The 20036-nt window shown below is 42.3% G+C and carries 19 protein-coding genes; all 19 read right to left on the reverse strand.

What is annotated here, in order from left to right; all coding sequences use genetic code 11:
* Positions 1–57: 57 nt before the first annotated feature.
* Positions 58–288 carry an acyl carrier protein gene (acpP, locus tag RZO55_RS14140; RefSeq protein ID WP_318064918.1) on the reverse strand — a complete coding sequence of 77 codons (231 nt, stop codon included), beginning with the start codon at positions 286–288 and terminating at the stop codon, positions 58–60.
* A gap of 19 nt (positions 289–307) precedes the next feature.
* Positions 308–1321 (reverse strand): phosphate acyltransferase PlsX, encoded by a 1014-nt coding sequence (plsX, locus tag RZO55_RS14145; RefSeq protein ID WP_318064995.1) that lies wholly within the window; start codon positions 1319–1321, stop codon positions 308–310.
* A gap of 109 nt (positions 1322–1430) precedes the next feature.
* Positions 1431–2777 carry an MATE family efflux transporter gene (locus RZO55_RS14150; protein ID WP_318064919.1) on the reverse strand — a complete coding sequence of 449 codons (1347 nt, stop codon included), beginning with the start codon at positions 2775–2777 and terminating at the stop codon, positions 1431–1433.
* Between the two features lie 193 nt (positions 2778–2970).
* Entirely contained in the window at positions 2971–3990 is a 1020-nt protein-coding gene (locus RZO55_RS14155; protein WP_336624302.1) for a substrate-binding domain-containing protein, read from the reverse strand.
* 42 nt (positions 3991–4032) lie between these two features.
* Positions 4033–4995: an ABC transporter permease gene (locus tag RZO55_RS14160; protein WP_318064920.1), complete on the reverse strand. Its 963-nt coding sequence runs from the start codon at positions 4993–4995 to the stop codon at positions 4033–4035.
* Positions 4979–6490 carry a sugar ABC transporter ATP-binding protein gene (locus tag RZO55_RS14165; protein ID WP_318064921.1) on the reverse strand — a complete coding sequence of 504 codons (1512 nt, stop codon included), beginning with the start codon at positions 6488–6490 and terminating at the stop codon, positions 4979–4981. The genes RZO55_RS14160 and RZO55_RS14165 overlap by 17 nt, the downstream gene beginning before the upstream one ends.
* A gap of 27 nt (positions 6491–6517) precedes the next feature.
* Positions 6518–6916 (reverse strand): D-ribose pyranase, encoded by a 399-nt coding sequence (rbsD, locus tag RZO55_RS14170; RefSeq protein WP_318064922.1) that lies wholly within the window; start codon positions 6914–6916, stop codon positions 6518–6520.
* Entirely contained in the window at positions 6910–7854 is a 945-nt protein-coding gene (gene rbsK / locus RZO55_RS14175) for a ribokinase (protein WP_318064923.1), read from the reverse strand. The genes rbsD and rbsK overlap by 7 nt, the downstream gene beginning before the upstream one ends.
* Positions 7855–7872: 18 nt before the next feature.
* Positions 7873–8508 (reverse strand): deoxyribose-phosphate aldolase, encoded by a 636-nt coding sequence (gene deoC, locus RZO55_RS14180; RefSeq protein ID WP_318064924.1) that lies wholly within the window; start codon positions 8506–8508, stop codon positions 7873–7875.
* A 76-nt stretch (positions 8509–8584) separates the two neighbouring features.
* Entirely contained in the window at positions 8585–9598 is a 1014-nt protein-coding gene (locus tag RZO55_RS14185; protein ID WP_318064925.1) for a LacI family DNA-binding transcriptional regulator, read from the reverse strand.
* Positions 9599–9681: 83 nt separating this feature from the next.
* Positions 9682–10131, reverse strand: a complete 450-nt coding sequence (locus RZO55_RS14190; protein WP_318064926.1) for a PTS sugar transporter subunit IIA — start codon at positions 10129–10131, stop codon at positions 9682–9684.
* A gap of 11 nt (positions 10132–10142) precedes the next feature.
* Positions 10143–12110, reverse strand: coding sequence for a BglG family transcription antiterminator (locus tag RZO55_RS14195; protein WP_318064927.1), 1968 nt, complete (start codon positions 12108–12110; stop codon positions 10143–10145).
* A gap of 70 nt (positions 12111–12180) precedes the next feature.
* Complete coding sequence (locus tag RZO55_RS14200) at positions 12181–13053, reverse strand: class II fructose-bisphosphate aldolase (RefSeq protein WP_336624303.1); 873 nt, start codon at positions 13051–13053, stop codon at positions 12181–12183.
* Positions 13054–13095: 42 nt separating this feature from the next.
* Positions 13096–14202 (reverse strand): PTS fructose transporter subunit IIC, encoded by a 1107-nt coding sequence (locus RZO55_RS14205; RefSeq protein ID WP_318064929.1) that lies wholly within the window; start codon positions 14200–14202, stop codon positions 13096–13098.
* Positions 14203–14238: 36 nt separating this feature from the next.
* Positions 14239–14550: a PTS fructose transporter subunit IIB gene (locus RZO55_RS14210; RefSeq protein ID WP_336624304.1), complete on the reverse strand. Its 312-nt coding sequence runs from the start codon at positions 14548–14550 to the stop codon at positions 14239–14241.
* Between the two features lie 165 nt (positions 14551–14715).
* Entirely contained in the window at positions 14716–16758 is a 2043-nt protein-coding gene (locus tag RZO55_RS14215; protein WP_336624306.1) for a glycoside hydrolase family 3 C-terminal domain-containing protein, read from the reverse strand.
* A 74-nt stretch (positions 16759–16832) separates the two neighbouring features.
* Positions 16833–17687 carry a carbohydrate ABC transporter permease gene (locus tag RZO55_RS14220; protein ID WP_318064931.1) on the reverse strand — a complete coding sequence of 285 codons (855 nt, stop codon included), beginning with the start codon at positions 17685–17687 and terminating at the stop codon, positions 16833–16835.
* A 13-nt stretch (positions 17688–17700) separates the two neighbouring features.
* Complete coding sequence (locus RZO55_RS14225) at positions 17701–18588, reverse strand: carbohydrate ABC transporter permease (protein WP_318064932.1); 888 nt, start codon at positions 18586–18588, stop codon at positions 17701–17703.
* A 73-nt stretch (positions 18589–18661) separates the two neighbouring features.
* Positions 18662–20023 (reverse strand): ABC transporter substrate-binding protein, encoded by a 1362-nt coding sequence (locus RZO55_RS14230; RefSeq protein ID WP_318064933.1) that lies wholly within the window; start codon positions 20021–20023, stop codon positions 18662–18664.
* Positions 20024–20036 lie beyond the last annotated feature (13 nt).

Here is a 20036-nt window from a genome sequence, read left to right on the forward strand (position 1 = left end):
TACTATGAAAGAAGGTGCTGCGGTCAGACCATATGGCCTTAGCAGCACCCACATCTATTAATTTAATGCATTCTTGATCTGTTCTACTGCGTCACTGACACTCACGATATTTTCTGCCACTTCAGTTGGAATCTCAATATCAAATTCCTCCTCAATACCCATAACAATCTGGAACACATCAAGGGAGTCAGCACCAAGATCATCCACAAATGTGGCGTTCATGATAACTTCCTCCGGCTCAATATTTAATACCTCTGCAATAATTACCTGTAATTTCTCAAATTCCATTTGTTTTCCTTCCTCTCTCCTATTCTTGATTTTCCTCTTTCATTTTAAGACTTTCTCTTATCTTATCATTAATTCCCTGTTCTTTGAAGGTTACGCATTGAAGTATGGAATTTTTAATTTCTGCCGCTTTTGAATTCCCATGAGTCTTTACTACCAGACCATTCAGTCCCAGAAGCGGAGCTCCGCCATACAGGGATGAATCAAATGATTTTAAAGTTTCTTTTAAAGCAGGCTTCACTAGCAGTGCACCGATTTTGCTCCTTAAATTACCCATCATACCACTCTTTACCTTGTTAATCAAGGTCGCGCCCACTCCTTCATACAGCTTCAGGATTACATTGCCTACAAATGCCTCACACACTATGACATCTGCACCGCCATGCGGAATCTCTCTGGCCTCAATACTTCCGGTAAAATGAATATCCTTACAATCCTTTAACAGCGGAAATGTTTCTTTTACTAACGCATTTCCCTTTTCTTCCTCTGCGCCGATATTGACAATGGCTACTGTAGGATTTTTAATGCCAACAACATGCTCCATGTAAAGAGAGCCCATTCTGGCAAACTGTACCAGATGAGAGGGTCTGGCATCTACATTCGCACCGCAGTCAATCAGCAGGGAAACACCTTTTTCTGTAGGAATAAGCGGTGCAAGCGGTGGTCTTTCAACACCCTTGATCCGTCCGACTATCACCTGTCCGCCAACCAGTATGGCGCCTGAGCTACCGGCCGATACAAATGCATCCGCCTCTTTTTGTTTTACCAGATTCATTCCCACAACGATGGAAGAATCTTTCTTCTTACGTATTGCGTTAACCGGAGGTTCTTCCGTCTCGATTACCTCTGTCGCATTCACAATCTGTATCTGATCCTTATTAAATGTGTATTTTGCAAGTTCTTCAGATATCATCTGTTCCTGCCCTACTAAGAGAACCCGGATCTCTTTATTCGCGTTTACCGCCTCCACGGCACCTGCTACCGTCTGTACTGGTGCATAGTCACCGCCCATGGCATCCACAGCTACTTTTATCATCATGATTCCCCTTTCAAGTGTTTCCTAAAGATAATCTATTACATAATATACTAAATATTAATCTATAAATCAATAATAAATTAAGAAATTTAAAACAGAAAAAATCGTCCTAGGCAACCTGCTGATTTTCCACCTTTTTTATGACATAAATATAAGACACTCCCGTGAATATAGCTGCACTTAACCAGGCTGCAGGATCACAGGCGCATGCAAGAGGAAAGCTTAACAGCTTTATGGCCAGCGTTGCCGTAATTAATCTGGCTGCCAGTTCCACGACCCCTCCCATCATAGGAAGAAATCCATATCCGCACCCCTGCATGGTATTGCGGAATATAAAAATGGTCCCAAGAGGAATGTAAAAAGCAGCACACAGATAGCTGTAGGTTTTCGCCCATGGAAGAATTTCTGCCAGATCGACATTGCCGGAGAAAAACAGCCTCAGAGCAAACGGGAGTCCCAGGACTACGACGATCGTGGAAACAACCGCATAGACTAATTCAGTTGTCAAAGCAAGACGGACACCTCGTTTGATCCTTCCGATATCTCCCTTTCCATAGTTTTGACCTGCATAAGTAGCCATGGTTTGGCCCATAGCAATCATACCCTGAATAACCATACTCTGAAACTTATTGGCTGCCGTGTTTGATGCGACTGCTACAGAGCCAAAAAGATTTACTGCAGACTGCATAATCATAGTACCTGACGCAGTGATACCAAACTGCAGAGCCATGGGTATTCCAACAGAAAGCTGGATTCTTGTATCGTACTGATGCAGCTTCCAGTGATGCCTTTCGGGAGTTAAAACAGGCATTTTTCTGGTGATATAAATGATACACAATAGCGCTGAAACTCCCTGAGACACGTTGGTCGCCCAGGCTGCACCTGCCACTCCCATTTTAAAAATAATTACAAAGATCAAATCCAGTATAATATTTAAACATGCGGAAAATACCAGAAACATAAGTGGTATGCGGCTGTTACCAACGGCGCGGAGAAACGATGAAAACATGTTATAGAATACGTTTGCTATAATTCCCATACAGATAATAGAGATATAAGTGTATGCATCTCCCATAATATCAGAAGGAGTATTCATAAGCCTTAATAGAATTCTCATAAAAGACAGACTGGATACTGTCATAATCCCTATTACAAACAAGGACAATAGAATGCCATTTGCCACAGATCTCTTTGTTCCGTTTTCGTCACCTGCCCCGAACCTCTGACTGGTCAGAACTGTAAATCCGGTTGACATACCCTGAGAGAATCCAATAACCAGGAACATAATGGTTCCGGTCGATCCAACTGCAGCCAATGCATTCGGTCCCACAAAACGGCCTACTATAATTGTATCCACCATATTGTAAAACTGCTGAAAAATATTTCCGATTAAAAGCGGAATTGTAAATTTTAAAATGATGGGAAGCGGATTGCCTCTCGTCATATCGGTCTCCATAATCTTTCACCCTTTGCCTGTTTATTATTCTGCCATACTTTACCATGAGGCACAGACGTATTTTACCATGATATCAGGAACTTGTCACGGTTCTTTTCAAACTGTTTTTATCTTCTGTCCTGTTTTGCCACATGAAAACGGCTGCCAGAAACCGTTTTATAAGGAATCTGGCAGCCGCCTGCATATGTACCGTTTATTCTTTTGTAACTAATCCATTTACATTTTCAGAGGTAACAAGTTCATTGTCCAGAATAACATATTTTTCAACATTCTTACCATCCAGATAATCATAAGCGGTTTTCAATATTGCCTTTCCAAGGAAAAACGGAGGCTCTGCTATGGTTGCTTCTACCTTTCCTGCTTTAATTGCTTCAATGGTGTCATCAATGGCGTCACAGCCAATCATTGTGATTTCATCAAGTCGTCCTGCAGCTTCGATGGCTTCTAATGCCCCCAGAAGCATTTCATCATTGGCAGCATATAAGCCATCAATATGATCATTAGCCTGTAAAATATTCTCCATTACACTCATACCCTTTGCACGGTCAAAATCCGCCACCTGGCATGCTACTATTTTCATATCCGGGTGCTGGCTTATAATTTCATTAAATCCCTTGGAACGGTTCTGGGCTACATTGGTTCCCATAATTCCCTGTAGTTCTACTATATTTCCTTTTCCTCCCAGAGTATCCGCCAGATACTGCCCGGCCAGTTTTCCGGATTTGATTGCATCATATCCTATATGTGAGACCACATCTCCTCCGCTGGCTTCCCGGTCCATGGTAAGAACCGGAATTCCGGCCTTATTACAGTCCTCAATAGAGGAAACAATGGCATCTGAATCACAGGTATCAATAATAATACAGTCAGGTTTTTTCGTTATCAGGTTTTCTACGTCCTTCATCTGAACAGCCGGATCATCCTGGGCATCTGTAATATATAATTCCACTCCCAGCTCATCGGCTGCCTTTTGCACCCCGTCCTTAACATCAACAAAAAACGGATTTGTCTGGGTATTCATTGCCAGACCAATTACATATTTTTTCTTTGTTCCTGCATCTGTTTTTGCTGTGGTTTCCTCTGCTTTCTTAACAGCGGATTCTGTCTGAGTGGTCTCCCCTGGGGTCTCTGACGCTGCTTTTGTGCTGCATCCCGCAAGAGAAAACACCATCAAACCTGCCACCATTGTTGCTGCAATTCTTTTTTTCATCATAATTGTTTCCTTCCCTTCTCAAATACATTAAATAGTATCTATTTATTCCGCTTTCGCGGATAAATCCTTGACCTTCTTGTCCACCAGCACGGCAATCAGTACAACAGCGCCTTTCACGATACTGGTCGCGTGAGGATTGACATTCATCAGTGTGAGAATATTATCAATAATTCCCATAATCATGGCACCCACTACGGTTGGAAGAACAAACCCCGTCCCTCCGCTTAAGCTGGTTCCTCCAAGGATAACCGCTGCAATCGCATCCATCTCAATTCCCTGTCCGCTGGTGGACTGAGCAGATCCCAGCCTTGCAGTCAATACAACAGCCGCAATCCCGCTTAAAAATCCATTCATAATATAAGCGGTCCATTCTGTCCTTTTTACTGATATCCCTGACAGCCGGGCTGCCTCACGATTTCCCCCAAGGGCATAAATGCTCCTTCCAAACCGGGTCTGAGTCAATATGTAATGTGCTGCCAGAAAAAGGAGTATAAGAATAATTACAGGAACCGGTACTCCTAAAACAGAGCCCTTTCCAATAAATTTATAAGCATCAGATTTTACCGGAATCGGAGACCCCTTCGTGTAGATCAAAACACACCCCCGCAGCAAAGTCATTGATCCCAAAGTCGCTATAAACGGAGGGATTCCACATTGAGATATAAAAAAACCGTTGAATGCGCCGCAGACAGTACCTATCGTAGCAGCTGTTAATACCGCCAGTAACATATTTCCGGTAGAAGCCAGAACGCCTGACGCCACCACACCGGAGAGTCCCAGAATAGAACCAACGGATAAGTCTATTCCTCCGGTAAGAATTACGAATGTCATTCCACAGCCGATGATACCTGCGACAGTAACCTGCTTAAACACATTAAACAGATTTGAAATATTTAAGAAACTTTTTGATAAAAATGCTGCAAACAGGCAGATGATAAGTAATATTAAAACTGACCGGTAAATATTGATCTGGTTAATCAATTGTTTTTTAGCTTTCTGATTCATTTTCCTTCACCCCTCCCGATGCATGTGCTAAAATTAATTCCTGATTCATGTCGTCTCCTGAAATCTCCAATACCATACGCCCTTCCCGCATCACTATAACACGGTCACTGATTCCAATAAGCTCCGGTAAATCTGTGGATACCATAAGAATACTTTTTCCATTTTTCGTCAACTGGTCCATAATGGAATATATTTCTGCTTTGGCTCCCACATCCACTCCTCTTGTAGGTTCATTGAGAATAAGAATGTCAGAATCTGCTTCCAGTACCTTTGCAAAAACAATCTTCTGCTGATTGCCGCCGCTTAGTTTTCCAGCCAGCTGTTTCGTAGAACTGATTCGGATATTCAATGCCTGTACCTGATGATTTACACGCTCCGTCTCTAATCTGGTATTTAAATGAATTCCTTTTGTCAGTTTTTTCAGGGACGACATGGAAATGTTTTCCCGAATACTTCTTATTAATACCAGTCCCTCCTGTTTCCGGTCATCAGACACAAATCCAATTCCGTTTTTTAGCGCTTTTATAGGTGCAGAACAGTCTTTTCTCTCCCCGTGTATCCAGAGTTCTCCGCTTTCCATTGGTATTGCACCGTATAAAATTTTAGATAATTCTGTGGTTCCTGCGCCCAAAAGACCGGTTATGCCAAGAATCTCTCCTCTATGAAGCTGCAGACTTACATTATGTACCTTCCGGTCTTTAATATTTTTAGCTTCAAGGACTATTTCCTGTTGCTTATAATCCCGGGCAGGATATAAATTAGAAACACTTCTGCCCACCATCATGGATACTACATCATCATAGTCTGTTTCACCAATCTCTTTCGCTGCCACAAATTTTCCATCCCGGAACACAGTCAGACGATCTGAAATCCTAAAGATCTCATCCATACGGTGTGAGATATAAATAATTGCAAACCCCTTCTTTTTGAGTTCTTCAATAATCTGAAACAGTATCTTAATCTCTTCCTCTGCCAGTGCTGCAGTTGGTTCATCCATAATAATAATCCTGGCACCTATGGTGAGACATTTGGCAATTTCTGTCATCTGTGCTTCAGCAACAGAAAGATCTTTTACCCTGGTCTTTGAACTGAATTTCAAGCCTAAATGATTTAAATTATCCTGCGCCTCTTTATATAGCTTGTCCCAATCCACCTTCCTCAAGCTATTTACAGGAAGCCGTCCAAGATACATATTTTCAGCAACTGATAATTCGGGAACCATATTAAATTCCTGATAGATCATAGCGATTCCTGACTTTTGTGCATCCCTGGCTGAATGAAATACCACCTTTTCCCCATTTAAATACATAGCTCCGGATGTATAAGGCTGAGCGCCTGCAATAATTTTCATTAAAGTGGATTTTCCTGCTCCGTTTTCCCCGCACAAAGCATGAACCTCACCCTCATATACGTCCAGATGCACTCCATCAAGAGCTTTTACGCCAGGAAAAGTCTTAACGATCGATTCCAGTTTTAAAACTAACCTTCCTCCCATTTTATTTCCCCTTCCCCTTGCCTGATCTCAATAGGCACATCCTGAGATCAGAATCACATTGGTATAACCTGTAAACTCACCTGTGAGAATAATTGCTTTTGCTCCTTCTGTCATTTTTTTCAGTTCACTGTGAGGAATATATTCCACAGGAATCCCCTCTGGCAAAAGAGCCAGAGCTTTATTATGCAAATCTCTGCTTACCTCCAGTGCTTCCTGTGCAAAAACAGCCCTCTCCGTTACCATATACTTTTCAATCTCTTCAAGTACCTCTAAGTAGGACGGACTTCCCTGTTTCCAGCCCAGATCCACACGTTCTACTCCTTTTGGAACCGGAAGTCCGGCGTCTGCAATTACAAGCATATCCATATGCCGGATTTCTGCCATAACTTTTGATAACTGCGGGTGAAAAATACCAGTTTTTAGCATGGCACTTCCTCCTTCCCATGTGATTTCATAAATGCATCAATTTCGGACCGTTGTGGCATTGCCGGTGTTGTTCCTATTCTCTGTACAGAAATAGCTGCAAGGGCATTGGCAAATTCTGCTGCTTCCCATAAATCTTTTCCTTCTGCCAGAGCTGTGATAAGACCGCCGTTAAATGCATCACCTGCTCCAGTCGTATCCACAGCCTCAACCTGATAGGCAGGAAGGATTCCCTTTTTTTTATCCGATGCTATATAAACTCCTTTGCTTCCCAATGTTATGATTACATTCCTGACTCCTTTTTTCAAGAAATAATCCGCCGCTTTTCCTGCACCTTCTTCTCCGTCTACCGTTATGCCAGTCAGGATTCCAGCTTCCACCTCATTGGGCGTAATCAGTTCCACACATTTTAAAATACTGTCACCAACAGGCTGTACAGGTGCCGTATTTAATATAATTTTAACCCCCTTTTCAAATGCCATCTCTACCGCTTTCTCAACGGAAGAAAGATTTGTTTCCAGCTGGATCAGCAGATAGTCCGACTGGTCCAGCAGATCAGAAATTGATTCCACCTCCTCCTCAGTAATTGTATTACATGCTCCCGGGATCACAGCAATTTCATTCTGACTGGTATTCTCATCAACCATAATAAGTGCAGTACCTGTCTCTGCCTGTTCACTTCTAAAGACCCGATTTGTATCCATCCCCAGCTTTGTCATCGTTTCAATGGCAACATCTGCAAAGGTGTCATTGCCAACTTTCGTTACCATGGTTACGTCTGCCCCCGCCTTATGGGCAGCAACCGCCTGATTAAATCCCTTTCCCCCAGGTCCCATCTTAAATAAGCTTCCCTTCACCGTTTCCCCCGGCACAGGCAGATGTGGACATCTTCCCATTAAATCTACGACAAAACTTCCAAATACCGTTATTTTCCTACCCATAAGTTTCTCCTCTTCTCTCTACAGCAGAATAGCTCCATTACCGGCACCAATCCGGTCCGCTCCTGCTTCAATCAAGGCCATGGCATCCTCCGGTGTCCGAATTCCACCGCTTGCCTTCACTTTCATTCCGTCTCCTACCGTTTTTTTCATTAGTGCCACATCCTCAGTCGTTGCACCCCCTGTACTAAAACCTGTGGATGTTTTGACAAAATGTGCTCCTGCTTCCATGGAAAGTTCACAGCCCTTTACTATTTCATCTTTTGTTAAAAGGCAGTTTTCAAGAATCACTTTTACGGTTCTGCCGTGACAGGCATCAACAACAGCTTTAATATCTTCGCGTACCAGATCATAATTTTTATCTTTCAGGGCTCCGATGTTTATTACCATATCCACTTCATCCGCTCCTGCTCTTACTGCCTCCGCCGCTTCAAAAGCCTTTGCAGATGTCAGCATTGCTCCCAGAGGGAAGCCCACCACACAACAGACTAATACACCGGTACCTTTAAGCTCCTCAGCTGCCAGTGGTACCTGAGCAGTGTTTACACAAACAGATGCAAAGCCATATTTTTTAGCCTCCTGACAATATTTTCTGATTGTTTCAGCTCCGGCATCTGCCTTCAGCATTGTATGGTCAATCATGTTTGCTATGTTCATATCCATCCTCCATTATTAATTTTATAATATGTAACCGGTTACATATTGGGGTAAAAATAAACTGCCATTCTGCAGTCTATTTTATCTTTTCTGAACCGCGAAGCACGATCTGATAGGGAACAAAAACCTTGCGTCCTGAGCTTTTGCTTTCCTTGCGGGTCAGCTTGCCAATCAGCATTTCCATCGCCTGATATCCCTGGTTTCTTGCATCTCTGTCGATGGTCGAAAGACTATAATCTATGATTTTAAGAGATTCAATCTGATCAAATCCTACCATAGAAATGTCTCTGCCTATTTTCAGCTTATGCTCCGTTAAATATTTTAACACACCCAGACTGGTCTGATTGTTGGAAGCAAAAATAGCAGTCGGCGGATCATCAAGCTCCAGTAATTCTTTCGTCCGTTCATAAGCTTTCATGATCTTAAAATCACCAGATAAAATATAATCCTCTCTCAGCCTAATCCCATGATCCCTGAGAGCTGACTTGTATCCATTCAGGCGGTCCTTTCCTGGCATAGAAGTGTTAGGACCTGTTATCACTGCAATCTTTTTATGCCCGTTCTGGATCAAGGCTTCCACGCCCTTATATGCAGCATCATGGTTTTCTGCGAAAACGCCGTCCAGACTGGAGTTTCTTATATTACGATCGACCAATACAACGGGAATTCCTTTATTTTCAAATTGTATCAGCTTATCCCTGGTCACTTCATCAAGCTCAGAGATCGGCGTAATCAAAAGCCCGGACAATCGCTGCCTTTCCGCCACCATAAGGCATTGATGTTCTCTTTCTGGCAGTTCTCCTGTGTCAAATAACACGATATTGTACTGATTATTGGCGGCTCTTTCGCCAATTCCACTTATAATGCCTGAAAAAAACTCATTGGCAATATCCGGAACAATCACTCCAATGCTGGAGGAATCACGTATACTGAGACTTCTGGCTATCGCATTGGGTACATAATCTGCTTCCTCAATTGCCGATAATACTTTTTGCTTTGTTTCCTCTTTTACATATCCAGATTCATTAATTACTCTGGAAACAGTTGCGGAAGAAACACCCGCTTTTCTTGCTATATCTCGTATGTTCATTTCAAGCTCTCCTTGTGTAACCGGTTACATGTATAACATTACCATATTTACATTCGATTGTAAATAGTTTTTGGTAAATTTGTTTATAAAAACGCTTTTGTCAATTCGGAATAATTTTTAGCCATTCTTAATTTTTCAAGAGTAACGCTGTTCCCCAGCTTGCCAGCCAATTCTGATATCAGGCGCAGATGTTCTTTCGCCCCTTCACTGTTACTAGGTACTGCAAACAAAAAAAATAAATTCGATGGTTCTCCATCATAAGATTCCCATTCAATCATCTGCTCCGTTTTTCCTACGGCAATACCCACTTGTTTTACAAAATCTGATTTTCCATGTGGAATTGCCACATGATTGCCGATTCCTGTTATCCCCTCCTGTTCCCTCAGATAAACATCCTCTAAGTAACCATTTAAATCATCAATATACCCTGCTCTTTTAAGCAGCTCAGCCAGATAACTTAAAACTTCCTCTTTGTTTTTCGCTTTCATATTCAGATCAATGATTCTCTGATCCAGAATTTTTTCCACTGCCATAGACTACTCCTTTATCGTATAAAATATTGATATACTGAAAATGCAGAATCAAAGCATTTGATTGTATCCATATTCTCACTGCTCTCAGTCAGCAAGAGAAAATCCTTATAGAACTGCTTTGTTCTTCGTATCTCGTAATTTGATGTCATTTTCACTGCCAGCAAAAAAACGACATCAACCAAATCTCCGGACCAGTCAACCGGCTGTTCCAAAATAGCCACTGCTATTCTGGATTCATTTACTTCCATCATATTTCCATGAGGGATTGCAATTCCATGACCAATACTTGTGGTGGTTGCTTTCTCCCGAAAGAATACACTATCCATATAATTTCCTGTAACATCACCCTTTTCTTCCAGCCGGCTGACCATCAGTTTTAAAAGTTCATCCTTATCTGCTGCGTCCGGATGAAAGAAAATAAGATCCACATCAAACAGCTGATGGCAAAGATTATCAAACCGGAATGTGAATGGAGTAACATTTTTTCTGATTTCTCTTACCTTTCGTCTAACCCCTTCAACCGCTTCTTCTGACAACCTGTCTTCAATCATGACAATTCGGGGATCCTCTTCTTTTAAGTCGACAGATGTGATAATCAAATCCATATCAGGATAGAACTCAATGCAAAAATCATGAAAGCTGACTGCTTTTATTTCCGATATTTCCGGAATACTGTACTTCATCAGTTCGATCATGAACTGGCTGGAAGCGAGGCCCCGTTTACTGACCATTAATGCCAGGAGAGGCCTGTTCTTTTTCTTTCTAATCAAAGCAGCCTGAATATAGAGAGCGATTCCAGCCAGTTCCTCTTCCGTCACCTGCACTCCATAATATTCTTCAAACAGATTGCTTGTAGACCAGGCCGCAAGAAATGTCTGTTTATACCCATTTTTAACATATTTGGTAATGCTGTCCGATGTCATAGTCGAATATTTAAGCCGAAAGATAACTGACCGCATATGAATCAGAAGGCTCTCATGTAATATCCCGTCAGAAGTGAGGTCTACATCCAGTACAGAATCGATTGTTTCTATCACAAGCCTCACAAAGCTTTTCAGATTCTTATCATACTGGCCTGCATAATCCTCCTCTCCAAGACAGGAAAATCCTTCAATCTTCCGTGCAGACAGAAGGAGTATTGATAAAAGCTTAACATCTGCAGGCGATATTTTAATTTTGTATTCTGACTCAATTCTTTGATAAATAGATTCTGCAAAAGAATATTCGTTATAATGCTCCACCTCTTCATCATTGTCTCTTCCGAATATATCATGGTCACCCATATGGGTTCTGGAAAGAGAAAGGCAGGTCATAATCCAGACCATATGAAACGATACATCCGCCAGTTCCACCCTCCAGGCATTTTCAGCCTCAACAATCATCCTTCTGATCCTGTAAATGTCCAGACCTGGCGCATATGTGCCAAGGAGTGCTTCCATGATATCCGGCATCATGTAGAGAATATAATCCTTTATGGCAACCCGGTAATTGTATTCATATCCCGCCACGCAGATCCCTTTATTTCGCACAGAGATAATTTTTAAATTTCTCTTTTCAAACCATGGAGATACCTTTTTTAACATACCGGCAACCGTTGGAGGACTTAAATAAAGACTTTCAGCCAACTGACAAATCGTGATAATTTCACCAGGCTTCAGCTTTAACAGTTTGCCAGCCAGCTGTCTGTTTCTGTTTTCCAGTTCTTCGCAGAAATCATCGTCTCTGGAAGTACTCATTCGTTCTTTTAAAATTTCTTTCTGAGCGGTACTGGATTCCAGCCAGATTCCGGTTCCCTGCTTTTTTCTAATACAGCCTAATTGATTGACAGACATCCAATCGTTCAGCTGATTTATTTTGGTTCTTATTGACTTTTCAGATAATCCCGCACTCTCTGCAAGCTGAAGCAGAGTAAATTTCTTTCCTGAAAGAAGACATTTTAATATCCGGTTATAATATAATGTGTTCTTATCTTTTTTCAAATAATCACCTCAGTTTTTTCATAGGCGGCAGACGATATTCCAGCGTTTGCCGCTCCAGATTAATATATCTTTATTCATAACCAGCCGCCAGCGTTTCCCCATAGCAATACCGGCCTGCAGATCCGATGATTTTCATATAGTCCTTTACAAAACTCTTGATTCCAGCTTCTGCAGCCATACACAGGTTCATATAGTCCAGTGACGAGTCCTCTTTGAGAACTGCCAGCATTGCCTGTTTTCCGGCCTCAAATGCATCTGTACACACATTAATCTTATTAATTCCCCCCGCTATTGCTTTTCTTAAATTCTCTTCTCCGGACCCGGAGCCTCCATGAAGTACCAGAGGCATATTTAACGCTGACTTTAATTGAACTAGTCTTTCAAAGTCCAGTTTTGGTATTTTCCCTTTGGGATACGCTCCATGTGCGGTTCCTATAGCCACAGCCAGAGCATCAATACCGGTTTTTTTAACAAACTCAACCGCCAGGTCCGGATTTGTATATAAATCACGATCAGTATCATCAGAATTTACAGCCTGACCGACATGCCCCAGTTCCCCTTCTACTGAGCAGCCTTTTTGATGTGCCAGAGCAGTAACGACGGAAGTTCTTTTTATATTCTCCCGGAATGAAAGAGCCGATCCGTCAAACATAACGTTTGTGAAGCCCCGGTTAATGCAGTCCGCTATTACATAAAAATCCGTGCCGTGATCCAGATTTAAAGCCACTGGTACGAAGACCCTTTCAGCCAGTTCCTTTATTACAGGCATCATCTCTTCCGCATGGGCGTGTTTTTTCATCTGACCCGGACCAAATTGAATGATTATTGGAGAGTGTTCTTCCTCAGCAGCCAGAATGCCTGCTCTTGCCATTTCAATATTAATGCTGTTCATGGCCATTACGCCATAATAATGTTTATTAGCATCTTCAAGAATTGCTTTCATTGATACCAGCATCGCAACCTGTCCTTTCTTTATAAATATTCGTTACTGGATCTGAATATCCAGATCAATGTCAATATCTGTCTCTTTTTCTTCCCCATCTTCCGTTCCAGGCTTCTTTATTAATCCATATATAATACCTGTCACAACAGAGCCAGCCAGCAGTGCAACTAAAAACCAGACAGGATTTTTCATCATTGGAACAACAAATATACCGCCATGACCAGCCACTGATTCGCAGCCCATGCCCACCGCAATCGCACCAGCCAGCGCAGAACCTATCATACAGCTTGGAATTACTCTTACCGGGTCTGCAGCAGCAAATGGAAGCACCCCTTCCGTAATAAAGCACAGCCCCATGGGAAAAGCAGTTTTTGCTGTTTCCAGCTCTACTTTTGAAAATTTGTTTCTCTTTATGAGAGTTGCAATAAAAATACCGATGGGAGGTGTCATGCCTCCTATAATCTTGGCAGCCATTGGACCATAAATACCATCTGCGCCCAATGCATTGGCAGCCATTGATGCTGTCTTATTAACAGGACCTCCCATATCAAATCCCATACAGGCCCCGATTACTCCTCCTATCACAGCCTTAGCGCCTCCATTCAGAGAAACAATCCATTTCTGAAAAACGTTCATGATAATTGATAATGGAATTGCGAACAGGCATAAGAATATCATTCCGCATATAAATGTAGATATCACAGGTATGATCATAACAGGCATCAGACCTTCACACCATTTGGGCATCTTCCAGGTTTTCATCCAGTTTACAAAGCCCCCGATAATAAAAGCCATCAGCAGACCACCCAGAAAGCCGGCTTTTGACTGCGCCGAACAATAACCAATTACAATTCCAGGTACAATCCCCGGGCGTCCTGCAATGGAATAGGCGACTCCAGCCGTCATTACAGCAACAGCAAAATCCATTGCTACGGAGCCAAGCTTATTTACTCCCCACCAGAATCCTGACCATGTAAAGGGATTTAGATTGGAAAACGGTGTTGCACCTGCTTCCACTGCACTTCCAATGTTATAACCTCCGAATCCTTTTGCCAGAGCACACAATATGCCCCCGCATACTACAATCGGAATCATATAAGAGATTCCAGTCATAACGTGTTTTTTTACATCAAATTTCTGTCCTGCCATTTCTTCTCCCTTCTGATACGATACCTTCTCCGCCTGTTATTTCCCCAATTTCTGGTGAATTTTTGAGATCACACCTTTTGGGCTTTTCATAATCATGCTGATGGGTATTTCAACAACCGCTTTCCCCACAAAACGGTCCTTATTAACCCGAATATCCGCTGCAATCAGAATGATATCGGCCTCCTGGATCTCATCCGGTCTCAACTCATTTTCCACCCCAATGGACCCTTGTGTTTCTACTTTGATAAAATCCCCCGTCTCCCTTGCAGCATTTTCCAGCTTTTCCCTGGCTATGTACGTATGGGCGATCCCCGCAGTACATGCTGTTATCGCAAGAATTTTAATCATATCAATCCCTCCTCTTCTTAGGTTATCTATAGATTAACATATCAGAAACCCATGCGGGAAATATAAAAAGGCATAATGATAAGGTAATTTTTAAACAGTCAGATTCCCATCAAAAAAAGACGGAGCTGCATGATTATGCGATTCCGTCTTTTTATATAGCATATATTATATTTCTGCCGTTAACTTTACCGGTTTTTGATCCATAAGCTGTATACTCGTTTCATCCGGCTGGCTAAAGCCCACGTATAACTCAACGTTCTTTCCGTCTTTTATATATTCTCCGTTGTCATTCACCACCATAAGAGTCCGTTGATCCAGCTTGATTTTCACACGCTTTTTCCCGTTACTGTCAAGCGATACTCTCTTAAATCCGCAGAGTCTGGGATGAAGAGGGGCAAACTCTGAATCCACAACCTTGACATAGACCTGGAGAACCTCCTCAATGTCTATGCTGGTAGTGTTTTCAGCCACTGCCTCTATTTCCATTTCTTCCATATTAAACTGAACCTCAGTCACTGCTGCCTGCCCATAGGTCAGACCATATCCAAAAGGATACTGGGGCTTAGTCTCCAGGTATCGGTAGGTTCTGTTCTTCATGGAATAATCTGTAAACTCTGGCAGAGGACTTTCTGGATCGTAAAAGGTTACGCATAATTTCCCCGATGGTGAATAAAGACCAAACAGGATCTCTGCAAATGCTTTTCCGCCTCTTGCACCCGGATACCATGCCTGAATAATGGCATCGTAATGCTCACTGGCAAAGCTTAAATCAATATCACTGCCTGCCATCATGCACAGTACAACAGGCGTACCTGTTTTCGCAAGTGCCTCCATTAACTTTCTCTGCGGTTCAGGAAGCAGCAGGGAATCCTTATCACCAGAAGCGTACTGGTTTCCCTGATCTCCTTCTTCTCCCTCTAAGAATTCATTCAGACCCATACACAAAACAACTACATCACTGTGTTTTGCTACGATTAATGCTTCAGAAATACGGTCGTGATCAAATGCCAGATTTTCAGTTTTGGGGCTGCTTATATTACACCCATCTGAATAAAGAACTCTGATGTCATCTTTTGCAAATGCCTGAATCCCCTGGAGAATCGTTATATATTCCGAAGACGTACCGTGGTAGTTGCCGATCAGAGCCGCTCTGCTGTCTGCATTCGGTCCAATGACTCCTATTGTCTTCACTGTTTCTTTATTCAAAGGAAGTATGCCGCTATTTTTTAGCAAAACCATACTTTCTCTGGCAGCGCGTTCGGAAAGTTCCAGGTGCTTTCTGCATTCCACTTTCTCGTAAGAAATGGAATCAAATTCGTTTTCATCAAACAGTCCCAGCAAATATCTGGTGGTAAACAGACGTGTACAGGCTTCTGTAATCGTCTCTTCACTGACCATTCCATGTTCATATGCGTTTAATATATGCAGATAGGTATTTCCGCAATTCAAATCACAGCCAGCATTGATTGCCATAGCTGCAGAAGTTTTGGCATCAGGACTGATTAAATGATGCTCATGAAAATCACGGATTGCCCAGCAGTCTGAAACATAATGCCCTTCAAAGCCCCATTCACCCCTTAAAATATCCTGCATTAAGGTTTTGCTTGCACAGCAGGCTTCTCCGTTGGTACGGTTATAGGCACCCATAACAGCTTCAGATTTTCCTTCCTTCACTGCTGCCTCAAATGCAGGCAGGTAGGTCTCTCTTAAATCCTTCCTGGAAACCTCCGCATTAAATTCATGGCGCAGCGCTTCCGGACCGGAATGAACCGCAAAATGTTTCACACAGGCAGCCGCCTTCATAGTCTCCTTATCTCCCTGCAGCCCTTTGATAAATGCAACGCCAAGCCTGCTGCTTAAGTAAGGATCTTCCCCGTAAGTCTCCTGACCTCTTCCCCATCTGGGATCCCGGAAAATATTCACGTTGGGAGACCAGAATGTCAGTCCTTTATAAATATCTCTGTCATCTTGTTTCGCAAAAGCATTGTATTTGGCTCTGCCTTCTTCCGCGATAGTCTCTGCAATCTCATGCACCAGATCCTCATCAAAAGCCGCGGCCATACCAATGGCCTGAGGAAAGCTGGTAGCGGTACCGGCTCTTGCCACACCATGAAGCGCTTCATTCCACCAGTTATAAGCTGGTATATTAAGTCTGCGTATCGGCGGTGCGTCATATCGCAGCTGGCTGGCCTTTTCCTCTAATGTCATATTTGATACTAACTGTTCCGCTCTTTTTCGCGCTTCTTTTCGATTCACTTGTCTTTCCTCCTGAAAATGATGTCTTATCCCTTTACTGCGCCCGTCGTCAGTCCGTCTACTATCTGGTTACTGAATATACTGTAAACGACTATTGTTGGTGCTATTGCTATAATAATTGCCGCAAACATCTGTACATAGTTTGTGGAATAGGGACCTACAAAGTAAGTCAGAGTGACAGGAAGGGTCTTTTTCGCCGTGTCAGATATAAATACCATAGCCAGCAACAGCTCATTCCAGTTACCGACAAATGTCATAATACCTGCAACAAACATCCCCACTCTGGAGAGAGGCAGTGCTATCCTGACAAAACAGCCATAGATCGAGCACCCATCAATACATGCCGCTTCAAATATCTCATTAGGCATGCTTTTAAAGAATCCCACCATCAAAAAGATTGTCATGGGAAGGGAAAATGTAATATACGGAATAATCAGTCCAATTCTCTGATTTGTCATATGCCAGCCGGAAAAGCGTACAAAAAGCGGGATCAACACGCAATGGACCGGAATCATCATTCCAATCAAAAAATACTGCATCATATATTTCAAAAATCTCAATCTCATTCTGGCAATAGCAAACGCTGCCATAGCTCCAATCAGCAGACTGACAACCAATGCGGTGAAGCAGATAATCACGGAATTTAAAGTAGCAACCCCCAGCTGTCCGTTCGTCCATGCGAAAATATAGTTTCCCAGCTGGAGAACACTTGGAGGTGTAAAGGGCGAAGTCAATACTTCCCTGTTTGATTTCAAAGATACACTAAGCATCCAGACCAGGGGAAGTAAATAAATGAGAGCTAATGCAATCAGCAATACGTATAAAACCACACTGGCCACAGTGACAGGCTTTTTATTTTTCTGGTTATTTTCTAATCTCATTGTTTTCCTCCCTCTATGACTCGTAGGTTTCTACTTTTATGCATTTACTGATGAGAATTGTAGTAAACAGGCATAAAAAGAGAAGTACCATGGAAATCGAACTGGCATAACCATATTTATAATATTTAAATCCCTGTGTATACAGGTGGGTCGCAAGCACATCAGTCCGGTGATTCGGACCGCCCTGTGTCATATTATAGATCAGATCAAAAAACTTAAGTGAACCAATGCAGTTCAAAGAAAGAGTTGTAATCAGCATAGGCTTAATTAATGGAAGCGTTATGAAACGGAAAGACTGGCCTTTTGAAGCACCGTCAATATAGGAAGCTTCATAGATATCTCTTGAAATTCCGCTGATCTGTGCCATATAAAGCATCATATTCTGCCCTACATACTGCCACAATGCCACAAAACCAATGACCCACATGGGAAGCGGAATAAATCCCTTGGTATCAAACAGCCAGTTCGGTCCATGGATACCAATTATACCCAGAAGATTATTAATCCCTATTTTGGGATTGAAAAGAAAAGCCCATAATAGACCAAGTGCAGCTGATGAAAGTACACAGGGAAGGTAATATATATTTTTAAATAAGTTTCTGCCTGCCTTAATATTGGTCAATAAAACCGCCAGTAATAAACCGACAATCTGCTGGGTCACACCAGAGAAAAGCATAAAAAATATGGAGTTTTTTAAAGCGATCTTCATGGTCTCATCACTGGTGAATAAATCTATGTAGTTTTTTAATCCGACAAAATCCGGTTTTGTCAGTCCCGTATAGTTACACAGGGAATAATAGATAACCTGGATAATCGGAACGAATAAAATCAGAGTGAATAAAAGGAATGCCGGCCCAATAAAAATAAAAGCTGCTTTTTTATCCTCCAATAGCCTGTTCATATGGCTGCCTCTCTTTCTATAATGAGGGTATGCAAAGGCGTTTATGCTCCGCATACCCTCATCATCCTGTCAATTATTTTTTCCAGACATTTTTCGTATAGAATTCCTGTACCTTCTGAAGTGCTTCTTCCGGTGTGGCATTCCCAAGGAATACATCCACCATAGCAGCATCAAATGTATCTCCCGCTTCTACACTTGCCAGTGATTCATTATAAAATCCCAGTGTTCCGGTTACATTCTTTAAGATGTCATTAATGTAAGCAAACTGCTTTGGTGCCTTGTCGTAATCAATGGATACCTTTGTAACCGGAATCTTTCCTGCTACTTCTGCCGTATATTTCTGAGCAGTATCATCGGTAAACATCTTCATAAGAGCCAGTGCAGCTTCTTTATGTTTTGTGGTTGAACTCATAACCAGGTTATCTGTTTTAACAATCATACGGTTTGGATCTGAACCACCCTCAACTGCCGGGAACTGAAATACACCGCAATTGTCTTCAAACTCCGGATTATTTCCATTAATCTGAGCAATCGCCCATGATCCCTGTACCAGCATGGCTGCATCTCCATTATAGAAGTTTGCAGTTGCCTGATCATTAGAATCTCCGGCTGCTGTATCCTGGAAATACTGGGAAAGTTCTTTTAATTTATTTGCTGCATCAATGAAGGTGGGGCTGGTCCAGTCAAGAGTACCTGCATTAACACCAACCAGATTGTCCGGACCGCCTTCACGGTCACATAAATATCCGGCTATCATGGACAGGCACCATGCTGTACCTGCAGAACAGGATATTGGTGTATAACCAGCTTCTTTGATCTTTTTACAGGCTGTCAGCAGTTCGTCATAGGTTTTTGGAACTTCAACGCCTGCCTTCTTAAAAATGTCTGTATTGTAGAATACACAGGCAGCTGCAAAGTTTGTGGGAACCGCCATGATTTTACCGTCATATGTAATACGTTCAAAAATACCATCCGTGAAATTACCATACCATTCGGATTCCTGGTTCTTTAAAATATCTGTTAAATCTGCTGCAGCACCGGATTCCACATACTGAGTTAAGTTCGGTCCCGGGTTGCAGATAAATACATCTGGAGTATTGCCTGATGCAACCAGTGCATTCAGCTTTGCTGTGTATTCCTCCAGGTTTGTTGTTACTACATTGCAGTAATATTTCCCCTTATACTCCTCGTTAAACCGGTCTATTACCTGCTTATAACCTTTGCTGACCAAATCTTCCGTAGCATTTAAGTCATCCCAGAACATCCAGGTGATCTGCTCTTCATTTCCTGTTGCTGTAACAGCACCGGAAGTGGTCTCTGCTGCAGCACCCGATGATCCAGCCCCTCCATTAGTATCCGTCGAAACCCCACATCCGGAAAGTGAACCCAATACAAGTGCAGTTGCCAAAAACCCCGAAACTAATTTCTTTACCATACCTTTCCTCCTT

Source organism: Clostridium boliviensis, from assembly GCF_033342255.1.
GTDB classification, from domain to species: Bacteria; Bacillota; Clostridia; order Lachnospirales; family Lachnospiraceae; genus Lacrimispora; species Lacrimispora boliviensis.